This window comes from Sphingomonas sp. HF-S4, assembly GCF_032911445.1.
Taxonomy (GTDB): Bacteria; Pseudomonadota; Alphaproteobacteria; order Sphingomonadales; family Sphingomonadaceae; genus Sphingomonas; species Sphingomonas agrestis.
The window spans coordinates 1,761,251-1,776,147 of the sequence record NZ_JAWJEJ010000001.1; the positions used below are offsets into that span (position 1 = coordinate 1,761,251).

General features: G+C 66.6%; 6 protein-coding genes and 1 riboswitch. All 6 genes read right to left on the reverse strand.

Annotated features, from left to right (window positions below):
- Positions 1 to 50: 50 nt before the first annotated feature.
- The 6 genes from RZN05_RS07690 to RZN05_RS07715 all read right to left on the reverse strand — a co-directional run bounded on the left by RZN05_RS07690 (position 51) and on the right by RZN05_RS07715 (position 14,852).
- Positions 51 to 3,167, reverse strand: a complete 3,117-nt coding sequence (locus tag RZN05_RS07690) for a helicase-related protein (RefSeq protein ID WP_317226029.1) — start codon at positions 3,165 to 3,167, stop codon at positions 51 to 53.
- The gene (locus RZN05_RS07695; protein ID WP_317227586.1) at positions 3,164 to 3,715 is read right to left on the reverse strand and encodes a PRC-barrel domain-containing protein; all 552 of its coding nucleotides are present in this window, start codon (positions 3,713 to 3,715) and stop codon (positions 3,164 to 3,166) included. The genes RZN05_RS07690 and RZN05_RS07695 overlap by 4 nt, the downstream gene beginning before the upstream one ends.
- Before the next feature lie 158 nt (positions 3,716 to 3,873).
- Positions 3,874 to 4,086: a hypothetical protein gene (locus RZN05_RS07700; protein WP_317226030.1), complete on the reverse strand. Its 213-nt coding sequence runs from the start codon at positions 4,084 to 4,086 to the stop codon at positions 3,874 to 3,876.
- Between the two features lie 348 nt (positions 4,087 to 4,434).
- Positions 4,435 to 10,194 carry a M10 family metallopeptidase C-terminal domain-containing protein gene (locus RZN05_RS07705; protein ID WP_317226031.1) on the reverse strand — a complete coding sequence of 1,920 codons (5,760 nt, stop codon included), beginning with the start codon at positions 10,192 to 10,194 and terminating at the stop codon, positions 4,435 to 4,437.
- Between the two features lie 896 nt (positions 10,195 to 11,090).
- Positions 11,091 to 12,152, reverse strand: a complete 1,062-nt coding sequence (locus tag RZN05_RS07710) for a threonine aldolase family protein (protein WP_317226032.1) — start codon at positions 12,150 to 12,152, stop codon at positions 11,091 to 11,093.
- 54 nt (positions 12,153 to 12,206) lie between these two features.
- A riboswitch (SAM-I-IV-variant riboswitch) is annotated at positions 12,207 to 12,315 on the reverse strand.
- 53 nt (positions 12,316 to 12,368) lie between these two features.
- Complete coding sequence (locus RZN05_RS07715) at positions 12,369 to 14,852, reverse strand: zinc-dependent metalloprotease (protein ID WP_317226033.1); 2,484 nt, start codon at positions 14,850 to 14,852, stop codon at positions 12,369 to 12,371.
- Positions 14,853 to 14,897: the final 45 nt, after the last annotated feature.

Genomic DNA, 14,897 nt, shown 5'->3' on the forward strand with positions numbered 1-14,897 from the left:
AGGTTAGCACCTATCCCCTCGCTGCCCCGAGACCGGGTCACCGGTTCCGATCAGGCCGCAAGGGATTCCAGCAATGCCTGGACTCGCTCGACGCGCGCACCGTCGTCGAGGGCTTCGACGAGCAACAGCCGGTCGTCCTTGCGCGTCAGGCCGTGGACGCGCGCGTCGCCGGTGAAATCCCTGCGCGGCGTCAGCGCGATCGCCGACGGACCCGCGTCGATTCGCCCTACCCTCGCATGCCGCGCCGCGATACCGATCCGCAACTTCGCCATGAGGGTGGCAGCCTCCTCGGGAAGCGGCCCGAAGCGATCGACCAGCTCCTCTTCGAAGGCATCGACTTCGGCATCGCCAACCAGCCGCGCCGCGCGGACGTATAGCGTCAGCCGAACATCGGCCTCGGGAATCCAGTTCTCCGGCAGGCTGCCCGCGGACCCAAGATTAAGCTCCGGCGCCCAGCGCTCGACGTCTTCGCCCCGCGCCGCACGCAACGCCCTGCCGAGAAGATGCTGGTACAAGTCGATGCCGATCAATTTCATATGCCCGGCCTGGGTTTCGCCGAGCAGATCGCCGGCGCCGCGCATGTCGAGATCCTGTGCGCTGATCTCGAAACCCGCGCCGAGCCGGTCGAACGCAGCGAGCGTTCGGAGCCGTTTCAGGGTACGTTCTCCGATAGCGTCCTCTTCGCTGGTCAAGAGGATGACCTGTCCACGGCGGCTGCCGCGCCCTACGCGCCCGCGCAGCTGATGGAGCTGGGCAAGCCCGAAACGGTCGGCGCGCCAGACGATCATCGTATTGGCGCGTGGCACGTCAAGCCCCGCCTCGATAATATTGGTCGCGAGCAGGATGTCGCCCTCCCCCTCGGCAAACCCCACCATCACCGCATCGATCTCGGCAGGCGGCATCTTGCCATGCGCCTCGACGAGCTTGAGCTCGGGCGCAAGGCGGCGGAGCTTCGCGGCCAACGCTGCCATGTCCTCGATCCGCGGCACGACGACGAAGCTCTGGCCACCCCGCCCCTTTTCGCGCTGGAGTGCGGTACGGATGCGGCCCTCGTCGAACTGGTCGAGGCTGGTGCGGATCGGCTGGCGGCGCGCCGGCGGGGTGGTGATTACCGAGATCTGCTGCAATCCGATCAGCGCCATCTGCAGCGTCCGCGGGATCGGGGTGGCGCTGAGCGTGAGCAGGTGCACCTCCCCCGAGCCGCGCAGCTTGGTCTTGTCGGCAGCACCGAAGCGCTGCTCCTCGTCGATCACCACCAGCCCGAGCCGCGCGTAGCGCACCCCTTTCGCCATCACCGCACCCGTGCCGATCACGATGTCGATCGAACCGTCGGCAAGCCCCGCCTTGGTCGCCTTCCGCTCGGCTGCGCTCGACAGCCGCGAAAGCCCGGCCACGGTCAGCCCCGAAGCTTCGAGTCGCTTGCGGAAGCCGGCAAGGTGCTGGCGGACCAGCACCGTGGTCGGCGCTGCGACTACGACTTGATATCCCGCAAGCGCCGCGATCGCCGCAGCGCGCAACGCCACCTCGGTCTTGCCATAGCCGACATCGCCGACGACCAATCGGTCCATTGGCTTGCCGCTCGCCAAATCGGCACGAACCGCGGCAATGGCGCGCGCCTGGTCGGCGGTCTCGTTGAACGGAAAACTGTTCGCGAAGCGCTCATAGGCAGCGGCGTCGGGCTCCATCACCGGCGCGACCAGTTGCGCGCGCGCCGCAGCCAGCGCGGCAAGGCCTTTGGCGCTTTCGGTGATCGCCGCATCGATATCCGCGCGCCGTTTGATCCAGGACGAGCCATCGAGCTTGTCCAGCGTCACGGCATCCGCGTCGGCACCATAGCGCCAGATCCGGTCGGCTTCGTCGATGGCGACCAGCCGGCGCGCGCCCGCGGCATATTCGAGCGCGATCATCTCGCCGCCGGCAGCGCCTCCGTTGGGCACGGGCGCCAGCCCTGCAACCACGCCGACTCCGTGATCCTCGTGCACCACGACATCGCCGATCCGGATCTCGCCGCCCCCGAGCCAGGGATTGGGGGTGGCCGCAGCAGCGTCGCCCACCAGCGCTCGGCTGCCCAGCAAGTCCGCCGCCGCGACGAGCATCATCGCGTCGTCGGCAAAGCCGGCATCGACGGGGAGCGCAAGCGTGCCCGCAGCGCCGGGTGCGAGCGCTTCGGCTTCGCGCCAGTCGGCAAGCACGGGCAGGTCGCGGCCGAGCCGTTTGGCGATCCGTGCCCGCAGGAAGCGCAAGTCGCGCTCGCTTCCGGCCAATACGAAGCTGCGGCTGTCCAGCAACGGCTTGGCATAGCGCACCAGCGCGGCGAGTGCATTCCGCGTCTCGGCGAAGCGCGGAATTGCCTCCGGCGCGCTGCCGAAATCCTCAACGCGCCACCCCGCCAGCGCCTCGGCCCAGGCAGCATCGGTGACGGCATCGATACTGGCCTGCCTCCCCCCGGCCGCGTCCGACGCCAATTGCACGAAGCGGCGCCGACGATGCTCGGCCTTTTCCGACAGCGCAACCACGCCTGCCGTGAAATGCGCCAGGATCGAACCGGCATTTTCCATCGCCGGCTCGGCCGCTCGGCCGATCTCGAGCGCGTCGAGCATGCCGACAGTACGCTGCGTGATCGGGTCATAGGAACGGATCGCAACGATGCGGCCGTCCTCGATATCGATGCGCGCCGGAAGCCCGGCATCGGCCGGAAAAATGTCGACCACATCGCCGCGGACCGCGATTTCGCCGGGCTCGTCGACACGGTCGTCGGCGAAATAGCCAATCTCGGCCAGCATCTCGGCAAAAGGCTCGATATCGACGGTCTCTCCGATGCCCAACCGCGGAAGCGCGCGATCGAACGCCTCGGGAGGCGGATAGCGCCGCGCAGCCGCCTCGCCGCTCAGCACCGCTGCCAGCCGTGGTCGTGCGGCATCCTGCTGCGCAAGCCGCAAGCCGTGCAGCGCCGAGACCCGGCTACCGACATTGGCGGGCGACGCGGGCGCGAGATCGCCCGGCAACGCGTCACTGGATGGGATGAAATAGACGGGATGATCGGGCACCAGCGCCCGCAATGCCGCAGCCAGCGCTTGCGCCTGCTGATCGTCGTCGGCCACGTAGAGCACGTCGTCGCGCGCCAGTGTCCGCGCAATCCGCGTCGCAATCCAGGCAAGCCCGCTCATGCCGCGGCTTCCGCGCCCGACGCCCTGGCGGGCCATTCCCCCGGCGCGAGCACCGGCAATGTCTCGAAGGCCTGCCGGGGCAGGTCCAGCACGAGGCGCTCCCCGCTGAACGCGATCCGGCCACGCGGCACGGCGCGCAGTTGCTCGTCGACACCGCCGATACCGCCCGAAGCAACCACCACATAGCTCACGCTGCCCGAGGCACATTCGATCAGCGCCTCAACCGACTTGCCGATCACTTCGCCTCCCCGATCCGCGACGGGCATTCCGGCCAACCCGGTGGCGGTGAACAGGCTCGGCGCGGACGAGCGGCGGCTCGCATGCGTGGCAGTCTTCGCGCCGTCCTCATAGGCGCGCTGCCGGCCGAGCCAGCGCCAGATGCCGACCAGGTTGACCAGCGTGAGGAATAGATTGGTCGCGACGAGGTTGGTCTGACCGGAACCGAATCCGACGATCGACCAGCACACCGATCCGACCGCGAATACCACGAAGCCCCAGCCGGTGACGCGGGCGCCGAGATTGGCGGCGGTCATCATCGCGGCGATCATCGTCGCGATCGGCGCGACCCATCCTGCAATCGATCCCACCGTCCCGTCCTCCCCGTCTTTCCGCCCGCGCAACAACGCAGCAGGTGAGCGAGAACGTGCCAGAGCGCCTTAGGGCCCCGTATCGCGCTAAAATATAAGCGGTTCCGAAGCGCGGCTGCTCAAAGGCTGGCGACTTCGTCCGCGGGCCTGGCAGACAGGTTGCGGGCCTGGATCAATGCGCGAAGCTGTTTGCGAACCGTGCTTCCGCTCAGATGGGCATCGACATTGGCGAAATTCTCCGCGTTGAGCGTCCGCCGGATTTCGTCGACATCCTTGCAGTTGCTCGCGCGTGCGAGCTCGAAAGCGCGCTCCATCAGTGTTTTTCCAGTCATCGCCTGACCCTAGCGGAACAGCTGCGCCACGTCATGATCCGGAGTAATAATTGAAGGGCGCCTACTGCTTTCCGGTGGAAGCGCATGATGCGAGCTTCCGTGCAGCGTGGCCTTGTTGAACTTCCAGCCATCGTCGGCGACCCAACGGGTGTGTTCGGACTGGTGCTGCACGTAGAAGAGCCGCACGCCATCGACGCGGCGATTAGGGGGTCGGCAGCAGGATGCGCCACGCCGATGCAGCGCCCCACCCAGTCGTTCGCGCCTCCCTGGGAAGGCGCCATGTCCGCAATCATGCTGGATGAGGCGAGGCCGATCGTTGAAACCGGCCCCGCCCCTCCTTGCTTCCCCTTAGAGGAAGAAGTCGCTCTGCGTGACCTGGACGTTGCCCAATCCGACGATGAAGTCGGCGATGCCGTCTCCATTGACATCGCCGGCGACGAAATATTCGCCTTGGTCGTTATAGGTCCGTAGCTGGCCCGCCACGCCGCTGAACGCGCCCGAGCCGATCCAGGTGAACGCATCGTCGGCGACGGTTCCGCTGTTCGCATCGATCCCGGTCAGGTCGATCCTGTCTTGTCCGATGCTGAAGTCGAGGATCCGGTCCAGGCCGCCGAGATCGGTGAACGCGAACACGTCGTTGCCTGCCCCGCCGGACAGCAGATCGTCGCCGACGCCGCCGTTGAGCCAGTCGCTACCCTCGTCGCCGAGCAGAGTATCCTGGCCGGCGCCGCCGTATAGCGTATCGTCGCCACCCTGGCCAAAGAGCGTGTCGCGGCCGTTACCGCCGGAGAGCACATTGGCGACGCTGTTGCCGAGCAACGTGTCGTTGAACGCGGACCCGGTGACGTTCTCGATATCGACCAGCTGGTCGCCGGTCGCGGTGCCGCCATAGCCGTTGACCATATCCCCCATGCCGGCCTCGGCTAGGAAGACGATCACGGCTTGGGTCGACGCCTCGTAGCTGACCGTGTCGAGCCCGGCGCCACCGTCGATGCGATTGGCACCAGCATTGCCGATCAGCACGTCGTTGAACGCCGACCCGGTCAGGTTCTCGATGCCGCTGAGCGTGTCGGAACCCGCTCCGCCGGTCGCCTGGGCGCCGGCGAGGCCGAGATTGACCGTCACGCCGGCAGTCGCATCGGCGTAGCTGGCGGTATCCGTGCCCCCACCGCCGATCAGGACGTCGTTGCCCGCGCCACCGATCAGCGTGTCGTTGCCCTCGCCGCCGTCCAGCGTGTCGTTGCCGGCCAGGCCGACTAGCACGTCGTTGCCGCCCGCGCCGCTGAGGACGTCATTGCCGGTGGCGCCGGTGATGGTCTCATCGGACGCAAAGCCCGTGAGGACCAAGTCGCCGATAAAGCCGTCGAAGTTGAAAGCCGTGAAGCCGCCGGTGTAGCCGTTCGTGATCGCGAAAATGGTCACGAAGCTGTTGGTCGCGCCAGCCCCGTCGCGGTCGGCCTGGAGCAGCAGGTCGGTCCCCGACTGGACCAGGCGGAGATGGCCGCTGGCAAACGCGCCTACGCTCGCCGAATAGCCGACCAGCCCCCGCGACAGGAAGTCCGACATTTCGAACTTGTCGCCGGCGTCGCCCCGTTCGAAATCGGTGACCCGGTTGGTACGGGCCGTAGTGGCCACGTCGGTCGAAGTCGCGGCGGACGCCCCGACGCCGAACTGGATGATGTCGGCCCCGGTGCCCAGCGTAAGCAGGTAATTGTTCACGCTCGAGGCGCCGCGCATGCTGATGCTGACCACGTCTGCGCCCGACCCGGCATTCACCGTCGCGCTGGCGACGCCGGTGAGGATGATGCGGTCATCGCCCGCGCCGCCATCGACGGTCACGGTGTCGAGGTTACGATCGTTCGACGTCGCGCCCAACGCCGCATAGGTGTTGCCGATCAGCCCCGAGGCATTGGCTGCAAGCGCCGAGGACAGCGTCCCGGAGCGCAACTCGATGAAGTCGTCGCCGTCGCCACCGTCCATGTTGACGTTGGTGGCCACCGTCCCGGCGACGCGAGTCACGAGGATGCTGTCATTACCGCCATAGCCGAATAGCGAGTCGGTCTGCCCCGCCGCGCCGGACACGGCATTGTCGATCAAGAGGTTGAAGGCGTCATTGCCACGCAGCGTGTCGCCGAAGTTCGAGCCGGTCAGATACTCGATGCTGATCAGCGTATCCACGCCCTCGCCGCCGGTGTCCTGCGCGCCGGCGATCCGCAGATCGACGTTCACGCCAGCCGTCGAATTGACATAGGTGGCCGTGTCGAGCCCCTCGCCGCCGTTCAGCGTATCGTCGCCGAGCCCGCCGGACAGCGTGTCGTTGCCGAGCCAGCCGTCGAGCACGTCGTTACCGGCGTTGCCGACCAGCGTGTCGACGAAGCCTGTCCCGCGCACCACGTCATTGCCCGTGCCGCCGCGGAAGATCACGCGTTCGATGCTGGTGAAAGAGCCCGCCGCGACGCCGCCCATGGTGATGGCGCTGTTGCCGGCCACGTTGGCCAGGTCGAACGCGATCCCGCCGGTCTGGTCGGTGTAATAGGCATAAGCAGTATCGGTGCCTTCACCGCCATCGAACGTGTCCTGGCCGCCGTCGTTGGTGAAGACTTGCGACACACCGAGGGTGGTGCCGTTGGCGATGCCGCCGATCAGCGTGTCGTCGCCATCGCCGCCGCGCAGAATGTCGTTGCCGGCACCGCCGATCAGGAAGTCGTTGCCTGCGCCGCCTTCGAGGGTGTCGTTGCCGCTCGCCAGCGAGTTGTAGAGATCGCCGTTCAGGATGTCGGCGCCATCGCCGCCGACCAGCGTGTCGTCGCCGGCATTGCCTTCCAGGTAATCGGCGGCGCTACCGCCGACGAAACGATTGGCGCCCGTGTTGCCCCGCAGCGTGTTGGCGAACGCCGCCGCGCCGACCAGGTTCTCGATATTGGTGAGCGTATCGAGGCCGGTGGACGTGCCGGTGTTCTGGGCCGTGGCGAGGCTCAGGTTGACGCTCACCGACGAGGTCGCGGCGGAATAATCCACCGTGTCCGAGCCCTCGGCGCCGTTATAGGAGTCGGCACCGCCGGCTTCGTAGAAGACGTTGTCGCCGGCGTTGCCGGTGACGGTGTCGGCGCCCGCGGTGGTGCGGACATTCTCGAACCCGATGATCGTCTTGGTACCCGCGCCGGTGTTCTGGGCGGCCGACGTAGCCAGATTGACGGTGATGCCCGAAACGCCGCTGCCTGCGAAGGAGAGCGTGTCGATGCCATCGCCGCCGTTCAGGACGTCGTCGCCGAGCCCCCCGTCGATCACATTGGCGTTCGCGTCGCCGACGAGGAAGTCGGCGCCGGAGCCGCCGCGCAGGTTCTCGATGCTGCGCAGGGTGGCGACCATCATGCCGCCAACCAAGGCGATGCCGTCGGTCGCGCCGGTCAGCACCGCCGTCACTGCCGAAGTGCTGCCGCCGAACGACGCAGTGTCGCTGCCCGCCCCGCCATCAAGCAGATCAATCACGCCCGCCGTGTTTGCGCCCGGATTGAGCGTATCGTCGCCCAAACCGCCGGTGATGGTGTTGGCGTTGGCGTCGCCGGTCAGGCTGTCGTTGAAGCCCGAGCCCTCAAGGTTCTCGAAGCCGCTGAGCGTATCCGAGCCGGCACCGGTGTTCTGTGCCGCACCCTGCAGGGCGAGGCTCACCGTCACGCCGCTCGCGGCGCCAGCGAAGGACGCGGTGTCGATGCCGCCGCCGCCCACCAGCACGTCGTTGCCGAGACCGCCTTCGATGACGTTGTTGTTGCCGTCACCCGTGAGCGTGTCGTTCAGCGCCGAGCCGACCAGATTCTCGATGCCGGTCAGCGTGTCCGAACCGGCCGCGACGGTGTTCTGCGCCGCGCCCTGGAGGTTGAGGTCGACGGTGACGCCCGTGGTCGAGCCGCCGCTGAACGCATTGACGAACGACGCAGTGTCATTGCCGTTGCCGCCGATGATCACGTCGTTGGCGATCGTGCCCTGGAGGAAGTCGTTGCCCTCCCCGCCATCGAGCACTGCGCTGCTGGTGTTGTTGGCGCTGACCGTCGTGGTGACGACCGCGGCACCCTGCAGCGAGATGTTGAGCTGATAGGTCTGCCCTGCGCTTAGTGGCTGAGCGACGCTGCCCGTGGCAGGGTTGTATTGGCCGACCCGGATATAATAGGTGCCAGGCGCTGCGAAAGTGTACGTGATGTAGGCATCGTCATTGATCGTCGAGCCGGGATCCCCCGGGCCGGTGTCGTTGGTTGCCAGGAGCACGCCCGAGCTGTTGACCAGTTCGATGATGCTGTCGCCCAGCGTGCCCTCGCCGTCGATGTCGAACACGGCCTGCGCGCCCGCCTGGGTCACGACTACCTTGTAATATTCGAGCACGCCACCGGCAGCCGTCGCATTGATCGTCGCGTGCGGCAACGTCGTGGAGCTGGTGATGTTCGGATCAGTATCCACGTCGAAGGCGCCAGTCGTGTCCACCGCAGTGGCGATCGACCCGTTGCTGGTCGACTGCGCCTTGGTGATGTCCGCCTGCGAGGGCGCTGAGTAGGTCGTGGTGGTGGTGAAGCCGCCGCCGATCAGGCGGTCGTCGCCGCCGAGGCCGGTGAGGACGTCAGCACCGCCCGAGCCGCCGACCAGGACGTTGGCCTGGCTGTTGCCCGTGATGTTGTCGTTGCCGCTGGTGCCGCCGATATTCTCGATGCTGCGCAGCGTGTCGGTCTCGCCATCATGGATGACGATGACGTCGGCGTTCGTATCGTTGAGCGTGACGGTGATGCCGGTGGTATTGGTGAAGATCACCGTGTCGCTGCCGGCGCCGCCATCGAGGATGTTATTGGCGACGTTGCCGACGAAGATGTCGTTGCCGATACCGCCCTTGGCATTCTCGATCAGCGAGCGGCCGTCGTTATTGTAGAGCAGCGACATCGCGACATTGCCCGGCGCCAGCGCGGTCAGGCCCTGATAGGCGAGGTGGTTGGCGAGCTGGTCCTGGTCGAAAGTCGAGAAGGCGCCCGGGCGCAGATCGACCGTAATACCCTTGCCATAATTGCTGAGATCGAGCGTGTCGTTGCCGCCGCCATCCCAGATCGTCATCAGGATCTTGTTGCCGGCCGGCGCGCCCTGGCCGACGCCGTTGACGAACATCTCACCGGTAGTCGCGCTCCAAGTGTAGACGGTGTCGGTGGCGTTGGTCGTGTAGTTGGCGCCATACATGTACTGCAGCGCTGCCAGGTCGTACTGCATGTACGTCTGGGGCTGGTTGACCTTCTCGCCGGCGAAGTTGCTGTTGGTGAACGGCGCAGGGGTATAGGTCATCAGCGACCAGGCTTGGCCATCACGGTCCGGAGTCAGCGACTGGGTGCCGAAGCGCGGGAACTCGCCGAAATAGAAAGACAGGTCGCTGAAGGTATAGTCTTGGTGCCCGTGCTTCAGCCCCATCGTGTGGCCGATCTCGTGCATCATTGTGGCGAAGCCCCAGGTGCCCTGCGCCGCCATGTCGTAAAAGGGCTGGTTGTTCCGCCCGAACCATATGTCGCCCGCGACGCCGCGCGTGTCCGAGGGGAACCCGCCATAGGCCGACGCAACGTCGGTGTCGGCGGTCTGCGAGATGCGGATATTGGCGTGGACCGCGTCGGTCTCGTTGATTTGGGTGAAAGTCAGGCCGGTCGCCGCCGAAATCTGCGCGAACGCTGCTCGCGCCGCCGCCTGCTGCAGCGAGCCAAGCTCAAGCTGATAGCTGCTCACCCCATTGGTGTCATAGCCCGAGCCGTTGTAGTTCGTGCCCGACGTCGGGAAGCTGTAGGTCAGGTTCTGCGTGCCCCACTTCGCGCCGATCAGGACCGCATCGATGTTGCGGATACCGGTGAACGACTTGCTTCCGTCCGAATTGGTGACCAGCGGCAGCAGCACGCCGAGATTGTTGCCCTCGGGATTGGCGCCGTTGGGGCTGCCGCCCCCGGCCGCGTTGTCATCATCGTCTTTCTTGTCGGCACGGAAGTCCTGGCAGGCGGCACAACCGCACCCCGCAACAGCCTCGACATGGGTGATCTCCCCTAATGTATCCCAAGACAGCTGGCCGGTGGAATTGTTGTTGCCGAATTCGGAAGTGCTCATGCGTGGTCCCCTGTGCGACGCGCGATTGCATAGTTCCATGCCGCGCAGCGCAACTTTGCAGTCACTTGCGGGACGGAGCCAAGTAGCTCCATGCTTGACTAAATTTTAACATTGTCAAGCGCCACCGATCGCGCGAGGGACATTCGGATCGATTTGCGTCCGCAAGCCCGGATGGCGCGATCCGTTGCGGCACGCTGGAGCCAGCGACTCGGAACCAACGACCGATGTGACTCGGCGCCGGGGTTGGCGTATCAGGAATGCGTTCGAGGTGGTGGAGGCGCGCGGTGATCCGTATCTTGTCATCTTTCGCAGCGGCGCTCGCTGCATGCTCGCCCTCTTCCCAGGATGCCGCCATGCCTAGCCCCAGCCAAGATCCCCGGACTGCGCCAAGCAGCATGAGCCAGGCTGGGGCAAGCGCCCCCCGCTCCGCGGCGCAAGGCAGCGTAGATCAGGAAGCGGCTGCCCTGGGCCCGGCCGTCCAGCCGATCTCCGCTGCAGAAAATCCTGCCCCTGCCCTGCCGACCGATTTGTCCGCAGAGGCAGAAGGTCGCCGCACTCTGTCGACCGCCTTCGTAGGGATAGGCCCCGACGGACTACTGACCGTGAAGCGGAACGACGGGAACGCGTTGGTCCTCCGCAATGTCGTCATGCGGCGCAAGAAATACTGCGGCAGGCAGGTGCTCGGCGACCAGGCAGGCGCCGAGTATTGTGGCGGATATGCCGAGGTCGCGGCCGCCCGCCCCGGCGGCCCCCAGGCTCGCCCGACCCCGGACCTAGCGGCCCCCAACCCCATTGGCGCTTCGGCCAACCAGAAAAAATGAGCTGCCGGGTCACCCGGCAGCGGCTCCTCCGCTTCGTCTTTTCGCTGGCTCATGCCGACGGCTCGCACATGCCGCTCAGGCCGCTTGCACGGTTCGGGCCGTCGCCATCGCGGCCGCGCGGATGTCCTTCGCCAGCACGTCGACGCGAGCGACCTCGGCATCCCAGGCGAACATGAAGCGGGCGCCGCCGCCAATGAAGGTGTAGAAGCGCCAGCCGCGCGTGCGCAGTTCGTCGAGCAACGGATCGGGCGCGCGGAGGAATATTGCATTGGCCTCGACCGGGAACATCGGCTCGACCTCGGCCACATCGGCGATCGCAGCGGCCAGCCGGGTCGCGCAACGATTGGCGTGCTCGGCGTTGCGCAGCCAGGCGCCGCTCTCGAGCATCCCGACCCAGGGCGCAGCCAGGAATCGCATCTTCGACGCGAGTTGCCCGGCCTGTTTGCAGCGATAGTCGAAATCCTCGGCGAGCGCGCGATCGAAGAACAGGATCGCCTCGCCCACGGCCATGCCGTTCTTCGTACCGCCGAAGCACAGCACGTCGACTCCGGCGCGCCAGGTGATGTCCGCGGGTTCGCAGCCTAGATAGGCGCAGGCCTGGGCGAAGCGGGCACCGTCCATATGGAGCTTCAGCCCGAGCCCACGGCATGCCGACGCGATCGCGCGGATCTCATCGACCGTATAAACCTGGCCCGTCTCGGTCGGCTGGGTGATGGTGACGACGCGCGGCTTCGGGAAGTGAATATCGGATCGGCTGGTCGCCAGCGCGCGAATGGCGTCCGGGGTGAGCTTGCCATCGACACTGCTCGCGACGAGAAGCTTTGATCCGTTCGAGAAGAATTCGGGAGCCCCGCATTCATCGGTCTCGACATGCGCCGAGGACGAGCAGATCACGCTGTGATACGACTGGCAGAGCGAGGCGAGCGCAAGCGAATTGGCCGCGGTGCCGTTAAAGGCGAAGAAGACTTCGCACGGGCTCTCGAACAAGGTGCGGAAGGCGTCGGCGGCCCGCTGGGTCCAATCGTCGTTGCCATAGGCAGGCGCGTGGCCGCCATTGGCCGCTTCCATCGCAGCCCATGCCTCGGGACAGATTCCGGCGTAATTGTCGCTGGCGAATTGTTGGGGTTCGTAGGTCACGCGCGCTCTCTCATACTGGTCCTAGCATCAGGAACCGTGCGACGCGTGGCTTAGAGAACACCCGGGGGTTGCCACTAAGGCCACATCCTTGCGTGTTCACGCAAGCACCACCTTGCCCGGGAGCAGGTTGGTGTCGGGCGCCGCCCGACTCTTGATGCATGGCAGCGCGGTACGGGCGGCGATCCGAAATTGCAACCCGACGGAGAAACCCAACCGTCATAGCGGCGGCCCAGGCGGTTGCGGGAAGCGCGAGCGCGGGCCCTTGCCCCATAGCGGCTCGACCGATTTGGGCGCGTGCGTGATCGGGTCGGCCAGGTAGCGATCCACGTCGAGCGCGGTCTGGCGGTAGAAGGCGGTCGCCAACGCGTCGCTGCCCGAGCGCCGCCGCAGGCCGTCGGCCAAGCCTGCCAGCTTCTGGAGGACATAGGCGCGGGCCTCCGGGGGCGCATCGGCGTCGGCCGCCAGCATCTCGGCCGCCTGGAGCGCGACGCTCTGGGTGACGCGCAGCAGCGCCTGCTCGCCGGCGCCGGCAGGAACCGTCGCCCCCCAGGTGCGATCGAACACGCCGTCGACCAGTTGTGCGAAGGTCACCGCATCCTTCTGCCGCGCGCCGAGCGCGATCATCCGCGCCGCCTTGTCGCCGTCGAACAGCGGCGCAATCACCATCGCGGCGAGGATACGCGCGGAGCGAAGCTGGTCGAACGCATCGTCCTTCGAGAGGTCCTCTAGGTTGTTGCCGGGATCGGGCGTCAGTCGCGCGAGCAGCGCCTCCGGTAGCGCCAGGTTGCGCGGCTCGATAGCGGCCAGCAACAGCTCGAGCGTCTCGCGCTGCAACGTGCCGGGGATGAACTCGGTCGGCGGCAGCGTGTCGCCCTTCACCGTGATGTTGGTGAACAGCCCGCCGACATATTTGATCGCGGATTCGATCGCATAGCGGTGGTGCAGATAGACCATCCACAGCCGCGCGTTGCGCAGCGATCCGGTCGGCTCGCCGGGCTGGAGCGTGCCTGCCTCGCCATAGGTCTGGAGCAGGATCGCGCGGGCGGCCATCGCCTCGCGCAGATTCTCGGTCGGCGTCGCGCGATCGTCGTACCAGGTCCAGCGCGGGTCACTTTGCGGCACGTAGAGCAGGCCGGCGCCGCGCATGTCGGCGATCACGCGATCGAGCCCCGCCTTTTCTCCCGCCGGAGCGAGCGGCGTATAGGCATACCGTACCATCGCAGTGTCATAGGCGCCGATCGCCTTCATGAAAGAGTCGCTCAGGTCGATCCGGCCATCGGTCACCTTCACCCGCGGCGTCGGATATTCCATCACCGAGGCGCGATCGTTGAGGCTCGACGCGAAATTATGCCCGAAGCCGAGCGCATGGCCGAGTTCGTGCGCAGTGAGCAGCGCTTGGCGGAGCAGCACCATGTCGCGCTGGCCCGCGGGCATGCCTTCGAACGCGCCGGGTGTGAGCATCGCCGGATCGGCGACGGTGATGCCGCTGCCGTCGCCGGGAAGGCCGCCGGCATAGGCGTCCCAATAATTGGCGATCGTGCGGATGCGGTGCGTGTCCATCCGCGTCTTCGAGCCGAGGATCTCGCCGGTACGCGGATCGCGATACGTGCCACCGCTCGAAAAGCCGCGCTCGTCGCGGTTGATCCACAAGACATAGGCATAGCGGATGTCCATCGGGTCCATGTCGGCCGCGGCGTCGCGCGCCTCGATCGCGTTGACGAAGCCTGCCGCCTCGAACGACTTATTCCACCAGAGCAGGCCCTGCTTCATCGCGGTACGGATCGGCGCGGGGATCGCGGGATCAAAATAAAAGACGATCGGCTTGACCGGTTCGCTCAGCGCTGCGGCAGGATCCTTCTTCTCCAGCCGCCAGCGCGTGATCCATTCGGTCTCGGGCCCTTCGCTGAACGGCTTGGAATAATCATGGAAGGAAAGCGTGCTGACGCCGATGCGCGGATCCGCCGCGCGCGAGGTGTAGCCGCTCGGCGCCTTGAGGAAGCTGTGATGCACCCGCAGGCTGACCATGCGCGCGTCGGGGGTCACATTGGCGACCAGCCCGCCCGGCGTATCGGCAACGAACGTCGCGAGCGTCTCAATCTCGGTATTCTCGGGGAAGCCCTTCATCCGCGCGGGGTAGAAGCTGCTGCGCGCCGCGTCGTAGCGGAAGCCGCCCTGGTTGGCGCGCTTGAGGTCGCCTTCGATATTGGCGGCGTCGCGCAGGAACAGCCCGGTGGCGTCGACGACGAGCCGGCCGTCGCCCTCCGCCTCCAGCGGCAGCACCGCGAGCACCGATCCGGGGAAGGACTCGGCGACGCCTTCGGCATGCGCGGCATCGCCCCGCAGCGAGCGATAGTCGGTGTTGACCTGGCGAACGAGGACGCGGCTGCCGATGCGCTCGAAGCGGATCACTGCGGTCTCTAGGATGCCGCGATCGAGCGGCAGCTCGACCGAGCCGCCGCCGCTCGCCGCCGAGACATAGTACAGGATGTCCTGCCCGAGCGGAACTTCGAGCAGCAGCTTGCCCGCCTTGGCATCGAACCAGAAGGGCAGGAAGCCGGCAGACCGCTCCAGCCCTGCGGTCCGCTTAGCGATCGCGCCGAGCGGCGCGGTCTGGGCGAGCGCAGGCAGCGGCGCCAGCGCGGTGCCGAGGAACAGCAGGACGGAAAATCGGCGAAGGCGGGAATTCGTCGAACGCGGCATGATGTTCCTCGGCAGCTAGTGGGATCGGAAGGACGGCTCAGCCGG

Coding starts and splice junctions, on each gene's coding strand:
- RZN05_RS07705 (WP_317226031.1), bottom strand. CDS start 10,194: ATGAGCACTTCCGAATTCGGCAACAACAATTCCACCGGCCAGCTGTCT.
- RZN05_RS07690 (WP_317226029.1), bottom strand. CDS start 3,167: ATGAGCGGGCTTGCCTGGATTGCGACGCGGATTGCGCGGACACTGGCG.
- RZN05_RS07695 (WP_317227586.1), bottom strand. CDS start 3,715: ATGATCGCCGCGATGATGACCGCCGCCAATCTCGGCGCCCGCGTCACC.
- RZN05_RS07700 (WP_317226030.1), bottom strand. CDS start 4,086: ATGACTGGAAAAACACTGATGGAGCGCGCTTTCGAGCTCGCACGCGCG.
- RZN05_RS07715 (WP_317226033.1), bottom strand. CDS start 14,852: ATGCCGCGTTCGACGAATTCCCGCCTTCGCCGATTTTCCGTCCTGCTG.